Genomic DNA, 12,441 nt, shown 5'->3' on the forward strand with positions numbered 1-12,441 from the left:
ACCTAGTAGGTGAAGAACTTGTAGGTCACATCGCCGTACACGCCGACCCGCTCGCTGGTGAAGTCGTTCAGATCCACGTCGGTCTCGCTGGCCACGAACTTCTGGGTGCCGTTGGTTTCAGCGTACCAGTACCGGAAGCCGCCGGTCAGCGCCCAGTTCTCGGTGATATCCACCTGAGCCGCCGCCTCGACCTGGTAGCCCCAGCCGGTGCCTCTGCCCTGGATGTTCGGCACGGGGCCGAGGTCGGCGCGGTAGAGGTGGCTGTCTTCGTTGTAGATTCCGGCAATGGGCAGCAGCGCGAACTCGCCGATCAGGGTGACCCGATCGAAGAACTTCGCTTTCACTTCAGTGCCCAGGCGCAGCGAGTACCAGTTCGCTTCGTTGCGGATCACGCGTGACCCCGGGGCAACGAGATTCGTCCCGGCCGGGCAGAGGGTGCCGCCGTTGCAGCGCGCACCGTAAGCATCGGCCGTCTCGCCCCAGTAGTTGAAGCCGACGAAGGGGCTGACATCGACCTGCGGGCCGGCGGTCGAAACCGTGAAACGCTTGCCGATATCGGCGGTGCCGTAGAGCATGCTGGAATCTTCGATACTGCTGTAGGTATCGGAGAACTTCACCTGACCGGCGAAGTAGTCCTCGTCGTCGAGGCTGCCGCCGCTCAGCCAGCCACCGCCGGCGAAGCCTTTGAAGAACCATTGGCTCGGGTTCTCGGCCCGCAGGGTGTATTCGAGCGTCCGGCCCTGCATTCCGTCATAATCAAGGACGGAGGTCGGGCTTCCCAACGCGGGGTTCACGCGGGCCGAATCGATGCTGTATTTCGTGCTGCCTTCGCTCGCCCAGAACCGCATTCCCATCTGAAAATTCGGCTCAGGTGTCGGGGGCGGGGGGATGTAGACCTCGGGCTGGATCGGGTTCGCGCCGCCCTGATAGATCGGGACCACGCCGCCATAGGTCTGGGCTTGGGCAGGCACGGCTATCGCGCCATAGGCCATGCCGAAGGCCAATCCCAATAAGAGGTGACGAAGGTCCAGTCTCATCTTTTCCCCACGGTTCAAGGGCGAGTCGCGATGCGCGTCTTGGTGTCGCCAAGAGTGGGGATCGGATGGTTAACAGCCGCTTAAGAGGCGGTTCGATATGAAACAGCCCGGCATTGGGGAGATCCCCGCCGGGCTGTTCGATCTTTGCTGCGCGCCCCCTCTGAGGGCGGGTCGCGCGACAGGAATCGGCAAATAGACGCCGGTGGCTAGCGTCTGCTTGCGAGAAGTCCCGCCGCAAACGCGACTGCGAGCAGCGTTATGGGGCTGGTCCGCCGCATGGCCTGATTCAAGCTCTGCTCAGCCATCTCCAGGGTCTGGGTCCCGGCCTCGACCATCATTTGAGGTTTCGGCTTGCTCGGCCGCTCCCCGAAAAGGGGGATGGCGGCAAGGATGAAGCAAGCCAGGAGCAACATCCCGCCCGCAACGATGCCTGCGGCTTCGAGAGGCGAGAATTCGGCAATTTCAATAAGTGCGTGGTACCCGGCCAGCAGACCGAAGATAAACGCGAAGAGGAGAAAAACGACGCCGATGACGGCGACGATGGCCTGCCGCTTGATGGCCTCGGCCTTCTCCTTGATGCGCGCTCCGATCTGCAGACTGGAGACCAGTCCAAGTATTTTTCCAAACATGAAAGCCTGTCCTAGCGGCGGGTGAACACGCCGAAGAGGAAGCCGAGCCCAGCCGCGATGGCGACCGCCTGAAGCGGATTTTTGCGGATCGCGTCTTCAGCCTCGTAGGCTTTCTCGCGAGCCATGTCCTGGGCGCGCCCCATCTGGCGGTTGGCGATGTCGGTCACGGTGTGCTTCAGGCCGTCGATCTCATCGCGGATCGAAGCGACGTGATCGGCCATGCTCTCGGCCTCGGACGGGTTGGCGCCGGCGCTGGTCGCTGTTTTCTTTGTGCCAGAGCGAAGATCATCAGTGGACATGCGTAAATTTCCTTCTCTCGAAATATCGGCGTGGTACCCGGTTAACTTGCCGCCGGGCCCGCAGTTCCATAGAATCGCCGCACTCTCGTCTCGGTCGAGGGGACCGATCGGCGTGCAGTGTCGGGCATGATAGCGGGTTGCGTCTTTACGCCCGATGAAAGCGGCTGATATTCCGATCATTTCGGGCGACGGCACGCCTCTCTTGCGATAAGCTGCCGCCAAATTCGAGATCGCATCGGAGCAGGGGAAATCGATGCAAGGCAATCGCATTCAGGGATGGCGGCGTCTCTTGGCCGCCGCAGCTGTCGGCTTGGCTTGGCTGGCGTCGCCCAGCATTTCGGAAGCAGGCGTTCCGGCGGCAGTCGTCGGGCCGGTTCAGCACGCTGTTCAAGGCGCGGATGCGGGGCTGGTCGAGCCGGTCCTGTTCTGGCATCGCCGCCAGCAGCCCCAGGAACTCTACTGCGTCGAAGGACGCTACTGGTGGTATTACCGTCCCTATCAGGGATCTCACGATTATGCCCGCTGCATGCCGTATTTCCACTATCCGGAACGGCCTGCTGGTCAGTACGCACCGGCGCCCGGAGGATTGAAGTAGCGTCCAGGCCTCTCGTTCGGCCGACGTGTCAATCCGGATCAGCGGTTCAGACCCGATTTACGTCTTAAATTCCGCGCGTTAACGCGCTCGATACGGGTGCTGTTGCAGACTTCGCGCGCCATTCGCCGGCAGGATGACCTTGCTCAAGCGGGATGGCGTTCTCGTTGGAGTCCGCAAGATGAAGTTTGTATTGAGTCTCGCTGCGGTGCTTGCGCTGGCCTTCGGGGTTACCCTGCCGCTGGGCAATCAGGCCGAAGCCGGCTGCTGGAAGGCGCGCTGCGCCCGTGTGGCGGTCGTCCCGGCCCCGGTGGTGGTGGAGCCGGTTCCGGTTGCGCCGCCTGAGGTGGTCTACGCCGTTCCGCAGCCCAATCCCATTCCGCTCCGCCGGTCCCGCCGTTGCGGGGGCAATTGCTACACATCCTACCGCTATCCGCTCTATGCGGGCGGCTATACGGCGAATGCTCCGTGGGCTGCGGTCTGGGTGTCCGGTCCTGCGGCTATTTCCGCCAGGATTGCTGGTACGACGCTTTCGGCCGCCGCTTCTGCAACTAGGCTGAAGCTGTTTTGAGGAACTGGGGGAGGGGCTTAGCGCCTCTTCCTCATTCCTGAATTCTCTTCCTAACTCTTAGTCTCAGCCTGTGATGCCGCCCAGTGCAGAGCGATGGCGCCTGCATTGGAGACGTTGAGACTCGCCAGCGAATCCCTTGTGGTGATGCGGCAGAGCTGATCGCAGGTCTTCCGCGTGAGCTCACGCAGGCCGCGGCCTTCGGCGCCGAGCACGATGCCCAGGGGGTGGCGCGGAGCGGTCGTCTCAAGGGCGTCAGCGCCTTCTTCGGCGAACCCGACCAGCCAGTAGCCGCGCTCCTTCAGAGCCTCCATGGCTTGCGCGAGGTTCCGCACCAATATCACGGGCACCAGGTCCAGGGCGCCACTGGCGGTCTTGGCCAGTGTGGCGTTCAGCGGCGCGCTGTGGCGCTCCTGCATGATGAGCGCACCGGCGCCAAAGGCAGCGGCCGAGCGGAGTAGAGCCCCGACATTGTGGGGATCCGTCACCTGATCGAGAATGAGCACGACCGAGCAGTCCGGCAGGTCGCCGAGGTCGAGGGCGGGCAGGGGGGCCACTTCGATGGCGATTCCCTGATGCACCTGGTCGGGTCCCAGAAGCTTGTCGAGGTGCTTCGGGGCGACCGTTTCGATCTTGAGGTCTCGGGCGGCCAGGGAGTCTTCCAGCTTTTTTGCGGCGTTAGGCGTGGCGAGTGCACGATGGACTTCACGCCTATCGTTGCGAAGCGCAGCCTCGACGGCGTGAAGCCCGTAAAGCCAGTGGGGACCGTCGGCACCGGTGTCCCGGCGTGGTCCGCCCCGGCCGCCGGGGCGCGGGCGCTTTCCGCCAGCGAATCTCGCCTGAGCCCCATCTCTGCGGGTGCGCTTGGGTGTTTTCGAGGGGGGCGGCGGCATTGCAATCGGCTTTGGCTGGTGCTGAGGGCGAATCTCCCCTAGGGGATGCCCTATCTCGTAGCGGAAGCCAAGACGGCTCGTCACCGTCGGCGGATTACAGGCGGTTGGATCAGGCGCCGAGAGGGGGCTCTGGGGGTGACATGGCTGGAAATTCTTGCCAAAACACGTCCCGCCGGACGGATTTGGAGTTGACAGGCGGGTCCCAGCTTTCCATAAACCAAGGTCTTTGACGGACCCTGCGGGCTAGCGGCGGGGCCTTTTTGCTTGGTTAGACATAACTCCGACAATTCGTCTTAAGGAGGGGTGCCCGAGTGGCTAAAGGGGACGGGCTGTAAACCCGTTGGCTATGCCTACGTTGGTTCGAATCCAACCCCCTCCACCAACCCTTCCTTGAGTCGGCGCGTGCGGGTGTAGCTCAATGGTAGAGCAGCAGCCTTCCAAGCTGACGATGAGGGTTCGATTCCCTTCACCCGCTCCAACTTTCCGGAGCGCCGGTGGCAGAGGTCGGAAGCTAAGAGGCTGGCGGACGCGCTTTCAATCAGCGGCGGCGCAGCCATCGGAGCGGTTTGAGACGGTAGAACGGGCGAGACAGCGAGGCGGCGAGAGCTTGGCGTTGATGCCAATAGGAGTGTAGCTCAACTGGCTAGAGCACCGGTCTCCAAAACCGGGGGTTGGGGGTTCGAGTCCCTCCACTCCTGCCACGGCAAGGCAGGACCCTGAAGACAGGACTCTGAAGACGAGAGCTTAAGGCCGGGGAGGCCGAAGAGCGAAGCCGGAGAGCTCCGGGACGGTTATCCGCAGAGCCCCGCCTGGTTTGGAAACGAGAAGCGGCGCAGCCCGCACGATTTAGGGCAGGCGCTGAGAAAGCATTTTGAGGCGATGGCGAGAACGAACCCATTCGAGTTTCTGCAGGAAGTGCGGACCGAGGTTTCGAAGGTCACCTGGCCCACGCGGCGGGAGACCATCATCACCACGATCATGGTGGTGATCATGTCGATCCTGGCGTCGCTGTTCTTCCTTGCCGCCGATTATGTCATGGGCACGGCTGTCAGCTTCATCCTCGGACTTGGAGCGTAGAGCTGATATGGCAATGCGCTGGTACATCGTTCACGCCTACTCGAATTTCGAGCGGAAGGTCGCGGAGTCTATCAAGGAACACGCGGTGTCCTCCGGGCTCGAAGAGAAGTTCGAGCAGGTGCTGGTGCCGATGGAAGAAGTGGTTGAAGTCCGCCGCGGCCGGAAGGTGGCCTCGGAGCGGAAGTTCTTCCCGGGCTATGTGCTGGTCAAGATGGAGCTCACCGACGAGACCTACCATCTGATCAAGAACACGCCGAAGGTGACGGGCTTCCTCGGCACGGACAATAAGCCGGTGCCGATCAGCGAGGCGGAAGCGACCCGTATCCTGCAGCAGGTGCAGGAGGGTGTGGACCGGCCGAAGCCGTCGGTCAGCTTCGAGATCGGCGAGCAGGTGCGGGTGGCCGATGGGCCGTTCGCCTCGTTCAACGGTTTGGTGGAAGAGGTCGACGAGGAGCGCGCGCGGCTCAAGGTTGCGGTTTCGATCTTTGGGCGCGCGACGCCGGTCGAGCTGGAATACGGGCAAGTCGAGAAGCTCTAGGGCCGCAGCGGGCGGTCCGCGTAGGACAAGCGTAGAAAGAGACGAAGATGGCAAAGAAGATCGATGGCTACATCAAGCTGCAGGTCCCCGCGGGACAGGCGAACCCCGCCCCGCCGATCGGCCCTGCGCTGGGTCAGCGCGGCGTGAATATCGCGGAGTTCTGCAAGCAGTTCAACGCAGCGACCCAGGACAGCGAGCCGGGCTCGCCCCTGCCGACAGTTATCACGGTCTATGCCGACCGCTCCTTCACCTTCGAGACGAAGACGCCGCCGGCGTCCTATCTCCTGAAGAAGGCGGCGAAGATCGGCAAGGGCTCGAAGGCTCCCGGGCAGGAGAGCGCCGGCAAGGTGAATCAGGATCAGCTTCGGGAGATCGCCGAAGCGAAGATGAAGGATCTCAACGCCAACAGCGTTGAACAAGCGATGAAGATCGTCGAGGGGTCCGCCCGCTCGATGGGTCTCACGGTGGAGTAGGAAGAATGAGCAAGCCCGGCAAACGCTACCGCGCGGCGAGCGAGAACATCGACCGCGAGGCGACCTATTCGCTTGAAGAAGCGGTCAAGATGATCAAGGACCGCGCCAAGGCCAAGTTCGACGAGACCGTCGAGGTGGCGATGAATCTCGGTGTCGATCCGCGCCATGCGGACCAGATGGTGCGCGGCGTCTGCCAGCTGCCCAACGGGTCCGGCCGCACGCTTCGCGTCGGCGTCTTCGCGAAAGGCGACAAGGCCGACGAGGCCAAGGCCGCCGGTGCGGATGTGGTCGGTGCCGAAGACCTCGTCGAGGAGGTGCAGAAGGGCAATATCAATTTCGACCGCTGCATCGCCACGCCGGACATGATGCCGCTCGTCGGCCGTCTCGGTAAGGTGCTCGGCCCGCGTGGCCTGATGCCGAACCCGAAGGTCGGCACGGTGACAACCGATGTCGCCGAGGCCGTCGCGGCCGCCAAGGGCGGCGCCGTGGAGTTCCGCGTCGAGAAGGCGGGCATCGTGCATGCCGGCGTCGGCAAGGCGAGCTTCACCGAGTCGGCCCTGCAGGAGAATATCCAGGCGTTCATCGACGCGGTGATCAAGGCGAAGCGACGGGTGCCAAGGGCACGTTCCTGAAGCGGATCGCCGTGACGTCGACCATGGGGCCGGGCGTCAAGGTTGAGACGTCGAAGGCCGGTAGCGCGTAAGAGATTTGAGTTTCGGGGCTTCGGCCCCGGGAGTGGCCCGTCGCTCGATTGATCGAGGCGGGCCAAACCTGTCCGAGATTGCAGGTGCGGGTGACCGCTTAAGAGCTTGAGTGCTCGGTTTGGAGACCTCAAGGGCCTGCATGAGACGGGGAAACGAACGGTTCTATGGCGCGTGCGGATTGTCTCCGGCGCGCCGGGAGATCGGTTTGAACCTCGGAAACGGCTTCAACGTCCATCTTGGGCGTAAAGCGGACAGGCATTGGAGCGTCGCTTGGAAGAGCGGGGCGGCTTCTTTGCATGGGCCGCTTTTTGCGTTTTCCAGGCGGCAGGTGTGAAGCGGCTGAAGGTTTTAGGCCTTCGGCTAAATTACGGAGTGAGCAGTGGATAGAGCTGAGAAGCGCGAAGTCGTAACGGCGCTTCACGATGTCTTCGCCAATACAGGCGTGGTCGTCGTGGCTCACTACTCCGGCTTGTCCGTCGCCGACATGACCGCTCTGCGTCGCCAAATGCGCGAAGCAGGGGGCACGGTCAAGGTGGCGAAGAACAGGCTGGTCAAGCTTGCGCTCGAAGGAACCGACGCCACGGCGATCACGGAACTGATGCAGGGTCCGACCTGCATCGCCTATTCCGACGATCCGGTGGCGGCGCCGAAAGTGGCCGTCAAGTTCGCCAAGGCCCACGACAAGTTCGTGATCCTGGGCGGCACGATGGGCGCCACGGCGCTGGATCCCCAGGGCGTGGACTCGCTCGCCTCTCTGCCTTCGCTCGACGAGCTTCGCGGCAAGCTGGTCGGCCTCGTGCAGGCACCTGGCACCAAGATCGCCCAGGTGGTCAATGCACCGGCCGGCAAGATGGCCCGGGTTCTCAGCGCATATGCGCAGAAAGGTGAAGCCGCTTGATGCCGTTACGCAAAGGCGACTTGAAACACTGATCGAGATTCGAACCGACAAGGACAAGAGTTATGGCTGATTTGGAAAAGATTGCTGACCAGCTGTCCGAGCTGACCGTGCTCGAGGCCGCCGACCTGGCCAAGATGCTGGAAGAGAAGTGGGGCGTTTCCGCCGCTGCGCCGGTCGCAGTTGCGGGCGTTGCCGCTGGCGGCGGCGGCGAAGCTGCTGCGGCTGAGGAGAAGGACGAGTTCGACGTCGTCCTGACCGCGGCCGGCGCCCAGAAGATCAACGTGATCAAGGAGGTCCGTGCCATCACGGGTCTTGGTCTGAAGGAAGCCAAGGATCTGGTCGAGGGTGCGCCCAAGCCGGTGAAGGAAGGCGCTCCGAAGGCCGAAGCCGAGGAGATCAAGAAGAAGCTCGAAGACGCGGGTGCGACAGTCGAGCTCAAATAGTTGGGTTGAAACCCGTCCGGGCGAGCGCCATATGTGCTCGCCCGGTCAACCCATCGAAATGAATGTTTTTGAGACGACTCACCTGAGCCTCCGCCACCGTTGCGGGGGTTCCGGCGAGCCGTCTTTGCGAGCTTAAGGGAAGAGGACTTCATGGCCCAGAAGCTGACGAATGGTCATAAGCGCTTGAGAAAAATGTTCGGCCGCATCAACGAAGTGGCCGAAATGCCGAACCTCATCGAGGTTCAGAAGCAATCATACGATCAGTTTCTGATGGTCGACGAGCCCGAAGGCGGCCGGGCCGACGAGGGGCTGGAAGCGGTGTTCCGCTCCGTCTTCCCCATCAAGGATTTCGGCGATCGGGCGCAGCTCGAATTCGTCGGCTACGCCTTCGAGCAGCCCAAATACGACGTGGACGAGTGCCAGCAGCGCGACATGACCTTCGCCGCGCCGCTCAAGGTGACGCTTCGTCTGATCGTGTTCGATGTCAACGAGGAGACCGGGGCCCGGTCCGTCAAGGACATCAAGGAGCAGGACGTCTATATGGGCGACATGCCGTTCATGACCTCGAACGGCACGTTCGTGATCAACGGCACCGAGCGCGTGATTGTTTCACAGATGCATCGTTCGCCGGGCGTCTTCTTCGATCACGACCGGGGCAAGACCCATTCGTCGGGCAAGCTGCTCTTCGCTGCCCGCATCATTCCTTATCGCGGTTCCTGGCTGGACTTCGAGTTCGACGCCAAGGACATCGTGCACGTTCGCATCGACCGTCGCCGCAAGCTGCCGGTGACGACGCTGCTTTATGCGCTGGGGCTGGAAGGCGAGGAGATCCTCTCCACCTTCTACGACACGATCCAGTTCAAGGCGACCAAGGACGGCTGGAAGATGCCGTTCCGTCCCGACCGCATGCGCGGCATCAAGCCGATGACCGACCTGATCGACGCCAAGACGGGCAAGGTCGCGGTGGAGGCCGGCCGCAAGATCACGGCGCGCCTGGCCAACAAGCTGGCCGAGGAGGGGCTCAAGGAGCTCCAGATCACGGATGAGGAGCTCTACGGCCGCTATCTGGCAGAAGAGGTTCTCAACACCGAGACCGGCGAGATCTACGGCGAGGCCGGCGAGGAGATCGACGAGAAGCTGCTTCAGACCCTGAAGGACCAGGGCATGAAGGAGATTCCGATCCTCGACATCGACCACGTCAACATCGGCGGGTTCATCCGCAACACCCTGGCGGCCGACAAGAACTCCAACCCGGAAGAGGCGCTGCTCGATATCTATCGCGTGATGCGTCCGGGCGAGCCGCCCACGCCGGAAGCCGCCAAGACCCTGTTCGAAGGCCTGTTCTTCGATGCCGAGCGCTACGATCTTTCCGCGGTGGGCCGCGTGAAGATGAACATGCGCCTGGATCTGGAGTGTCCGGATACGGTCCGCACGCTCCGCAAGGAAGACATCCTCGCGGTCATCAAGACCCTGGTGGGCCTGCGCGACGGGCGTGGCGAAATCGACGATATCGACCATCTCGGCAACCGGCGCGTGCGTTCGGTCGGCGAGCTGATGGAGAACCAGTACCGTCTGGGTCTGCTGCGCATGGAGCGCGCCATCAAGGAGCGCATGAGCTCCGTCGATATCGACACGGTGATGCCGCAGGATCTGATCAACGCGAAGCCCGCGGCTGCCGCGGTGCGCGAGTTCTTCGGCTCCTCGCAGCTGTCCCAGTTCATGGACCAGACCAACCCGCTGTCGGAGATCACCCACAAGCGGCGCCTGTCGGCGCTTGGCCCGGGCGGTCTGACCCGCGAGCGCGCCGGCTTCGAGGTGCGCGACGTGCATCCGACCCATTACGGCCGCATCTGCCCGATCGAGACGCCGGAAGGTCCGAATATCGGCCTCATCAACTCGCTCGCCACGTTCGCGCGGGTGAACAAGTACGGCTTCATCGAGAGCCCGTATCGCAAGGTCGATAACGGCAAGGTGACCGACGAGGTCGTCTATCTCTCCGCCATGGAAGAGGCCCGGTACATCATCGCCCAGGCGAACGCCGACCTGAACGAGGACGGCACCTTCGCCAACGAGCTGGTGACCACGCGTCACGCGGGCGACGTGGAGCTGACTCCGTCGGAGCAGGTGGACCTGATCGACGTGTCTCCGAAGCAGCTGGTGTCTGTCGCCGCGGCACTTATTCCGTTCCTCGAGAACGACGACGCGAACCGTGCGCTGATGGGCTCCAACATGCAGCGTCAGGCCGTGCCGCTGATCACGGCGGAAGCGCCGTTCGTCGGCACCGGCATGGAAGCGGTCGTCGCGCGGGATTCGGGTGCGGCCATCGCGGCCCGCCGCGCCGGCGTGATCGATCAGGTGGATGCCACCCGTATCGTCATCCGGGCGACGGAAGAGACCGATCCGTCCAAGTCGGGCGTCGACATCTACAATCTGCGGAAGTTCCAGCGCTCAAACCAGAACACCTGCATCAACCAGCGGCCTCTGGTGCGCGTGGGCGAGCAGGTCGGGAAGGGCACCATCATCGCCGACGGTCCCTCGACGGATCTGGGCGAGCTGGCTCTGGGCCGGAACGTGCTCGTCGCGTTCATGCCTTGGATGGGCTACAACTTCGAGGACTCCATCCTGATCTCCGAGCGCACGGTGCGCGAGGACGTCTTCACCTCGATCCATCTGGAAGAGTTCGAGGTGATGGCCCGCGACACGAAGCTCGGGCCGGAGGAGATCACCCGCGACATTCCGAACGTCTCCGAGGAGGCACTTCGCAATCTCGACGAGGCCGGTATCGTCTATATCGGCGCCGAGGTGCATCCGGGCGACATTCTGGTCGGCAAGATCACGCCGAAGGGCGAGAGCCCGATGACGCCGGAAGAGAAGCTTCTGCGCGCCATCTTCGGCGAGAAGGCGTCCGCGTCCGCGATACGTCCCTGAAGCTGCCGCCCGGCGTGTCCGGCACGGTGGTCGAGGTGCGCGTCTTCAACCGCCACGGCGTGGAGAAGGACGAGCGCGCCATGGCGATCGAGCGCGAAGAGATCGAGCGTCTCGCCAAGGACCGCGACGACGAACTGGCGATCCTCGACCGCAACGTGTTCGGCCGTCTGCGCGACGTGCTGCTGCACAAGCAGGTCGCCAAGGGTCCGAAGGGCTTCGCCAAGGACGCCAAGATCACCGAGGCCATGCTCGACGATGTCGAGCAGCACCAGTGGTGGGAAGTCGCGCTGAAGAACGAGAAGGCCATGGAGGAGGTCGAAGGCCTCCGCCGGCAGTATGACGAGGCGCGCAAGCGTCTCGAGCAGCGCTTCGTGGACAAGGTCGATAAGCTGCAGCGCGGCGACGAGCTCCCGCCTGGCGTGATGAAGATGGTCAAGGTCTTCGTCGCGGTGAAGCGGAAGATCCAGCCGGGCGATAAGATGGCTGGCCGTCACGGCAACAAGGGCGTGATCTCGCAGATCCTGCCCGTCGAGGACATGCCTTACCTTGAGGACGGCACGCCGGTCGATATCGTGCTCAACCCGCTGGGTGTGCCGAGCCGAATGAATGTGGGTCAGATTCTCGAGACCCATCTCGGCTGGGCGTGCCGCGGCCTGGGTCACAAGATCGGCCAGGCCCTGGACGACTATCACGAGTCCCAGAAGGTGAAGCCGCTCAAGGACACGATGAAGGAGATCTACGGCGACGACCAGAAGCTGGCGGCGCTGGACGACGACGACATCGTGGAAGCGGCCGAGCTGCTGCGGCCGGGCGTTCCGGTCGGGACGCCGGTGTTCGACGGGGCCCATGAGAGCGACGTGACCGCGCTGCTGGAGCAGGCGGGTCTCGACGGCTCCGGACAGGTGACCCTCTATGACGGCCGTTCGGGCGAGGAATTTGAACGTAAGGTCACGGTGGGCTACATCTATATGTTGAAGCTCCACCACCTGGTCGACGACAAGATCCACGCCCGGTCCATCGGACCGTACAGCTTGGTCACCCAGCAGCCGCTGGGCGGCAAGGCGCAGTTCGGCGGTCAGCGCTTCGGCGAAATGGAGGTGTGGGCGCTGGAGGCTTATGGCGCAGCGTACACCTTGCAGGAGATGCTTACGGTCAAGTCCGACGACGTGGCTGGCCGTACGAAGGTCTACGAGGCCATCGTGCGCGGCGACGACACGTTCGAAGCCGGCATCCCGGAGAGCTTCAACGTTCTCATCAAGGAGATGCGGGCCCTCGGCCTCAATGTGGATCTCGTGCAGCCCAAGCCTCAGGACGAGGCTTCGGACCGGCCCCAGATTACCCAGCGCCCGGCGGCGGAATAGC

General features: G+C 63.2%; 11 protein-coding genes, 3 tRNA genes and 2 pseudogenes. 12 read left to right on the forward strand and 4 right to left on the reverse strand.

What is annotated here, in order from left to right:
* Positions 1 to 2: 2 nt before the first annotated feature.
* The 3 genes from A7A08_RS00500 to A7A08_RS15805 form a co-directional block, all read right to left on the reverse strand.
* Positions 3 to 1,037, reverse strand: a complete 1,035-nt coding sequence (locus tag A7A08_RS00500; protein WP_141693784.1) for an outer membrane protein — start codon at positions 1,035 to 1,037, stop codon at positions 3 to 5.
* A gap of 206 nt (positions 1,038 to 1,243) precedes the next feature.
* On the reverse strand, positions 1,244 to 1,666 hold the full coding sequence (locus A7A08_RS00505) for a hypothetical protein (protein ID WP_069093617.1): 423 nt from the start codon (positions 1,664 to 1,666) through the stop codon (positions 1,244 to 1,246).
* 11 nt (positions 1,667 to 1,677) lie between these two features.
* A complete protein-coding gene (locus tag A7A08_RS15805; RefSeq protein WP_069093618.1) occupies positions 1,678 to 1,965 on the reverse strand; it encodes an ElaB/YgaM/YqjD family protein in 288 nt (95 codons plus the stop codon).
* Positions 1,966 to 2,218: 253 nt separating this feature from the next.
* Between A7A08_RS15805 and A7A08_RS00515 the strand changes: the two genes are divergently transcribed.
* Together A7A08_RS00515 and A7A08_RS16090 are read left to right on the forward strand one after the other, a co-directional pair.
* The gene (locus tag A7A08_RS00515) at positions 2,219 to 2,560 is read left to right on the forward strand and encodes a hypothetical protein (protein ID WP_069093619.1); all 342 of its coding nucleotides are present in this window, start codon (positions 2,219 to 2,221) and stop codon (positions 2,558 to 2,560) included.
* Positions 2,561 to 2,738: 178 nt separating this feature from the next.
* Complete coding sequence (locus tag A7A08_RS16090; protein ID WP_169822878.1) at positions 2,739 to 3,128, forward strand: hypothetical protein; 390 nt, start codon at positions 2,739 to 2,741, stop codon at positions 3,126 to 3,128.
* A 50-nt stretch (positions 3,129 to 3,178) separates the two neighbouring features.
* Here A7A08_RS16090 and rlmB read toward each other — a convergent pair whose 3' ends face one another.
* Positions 3,179 to 4,018, reverse strand: a complete 840-nt coding sequence (rlmB, locus tag A7A08_RS00525) for a 23S rRNA (guanosine(2251)-2'-O)-methyltransferase RlmB (protein ID WP_069093621.1) — start codon at positions 4,016 to 4,018, stop codon at positions 3,179 to 3,181.
* A gap of 297 nt (positions 4,019 to 4,315) precedes the next feature.
* Between rlmB and A7A08_RS00530 the strand changes: the two genes are divergently transcribed.
* From A7A08_RS00530 to rpoB, 10 genes and pseudogenes are all read left to right on the forward strand, one after another.
* A tRNA-Tyr gene (locus tag A7A08_RS00530) sits at positions 4,316 to 4,400 on the forward strand.
* A 22-nt stretch (positions 4,401 to 4,422) separates the two neighbouring features.
* A tRNA-Gly gene (locus A7A08_RS00535) sits at positions 4,423 to 4,496 on the forward strand.
* 146 nt (positions 4,497 to 4,642) lie between these two features.
* Positions 4,643 to 4,719: transfer RNA gene (locus tag A7A08_RS00540), tRNA-Trp, on the forward strand.
* 178 nt (positions 4,720 to 4,897) lie between these two features.
* Positions 4,898 to 5,095, forward strand: coding sequence for a preprotein translocase subunit SecE (secE, locus tag A7A08_RS00545; RefSeq protein ID WP_069093622.1), 198 nt, complete (start codon positions 4,898 to 4,900; stop codon positions 5,093 to 5,095).
* Between the two features lie 7 nt (positions 5,096 to 5,102).
* A complete protein-coding gene (nusG, locus tag A7A08_RS00550; RefSeq protein WP_069093623.1) occupies positions 5,103 to 5,633 on the forward strand; it encodes a transcription termination/antitermination protein NusG in 531 nt (176 codons plus the stop codon).
* Between the two features lie 47 nt (positions 5,634 to 5,680).
* On the forward strand, positions 5,681 to 6,106 hold the full coding sequence (gene rplK / locus A7A08_RS00555; RefSeq protein WP_069093624.1) for a 50S ribosomal protein L11: 426 nt from the start codon (positions 5,681 to 5,683) through the stop codon (positions 6,104 to 6,106).
* 5 nt (positions 6,107 to 6,111) lie between these two features.
* Positions 6,112 to 6,809 (forward strand): annotated as a pseudogene (gene rplA / locus A7A08_RS00560) (50S ribosomal protein L1).
* A 380-nt stretch (positions 6,810 to 7,189) separates the two neighbouring features.
* Complete coding sequence (rplJ, locus tag A7A08_RS00565; protein WP_069093626.1) at positions 7,190 to 7,708, forward strand: 50S ribosomal protein L10; 519 nt, start codon at positions 7,190 to 7,192, stop codon at positions 7,706 to 7,708.
* Positions 7,709 to 7,770: 62 nt separating this feature from the next.
* Positions 7,771 to 8,151 (forward strand): 50S ribosomal protein L7/L12, encoded by a 381-nt coding sequence (rplL, locus tag A7A08_RS00570; RefSeq protein WP_069093627.1) that lies wholly within the window; start codon positions 7,771 to 7,773, stop codon positions 8,149 to 8,151.
* 150 nt (positions 8,152 to 8,301) lie between these two features.
* A pseudogene (gene rpoB, locus A7A08_RS00575) lies at positions 8,302 to 12,440 on the forward strand (DNA-directed RNA polymerase subunit beta).
* Position 12,441: the final 1 nt, after the last annotated feature.

Origin of the sequence: Methyloligella halotolerans, from assembly GCF_001708935.1 — a bacterium.
Lineage (GTDB): Bacteria > Pseudomonadota > Alphaproteobacteria > Rhizobiales > Methyloligellaceae > Methyloligella > Methyloligella halotolerans.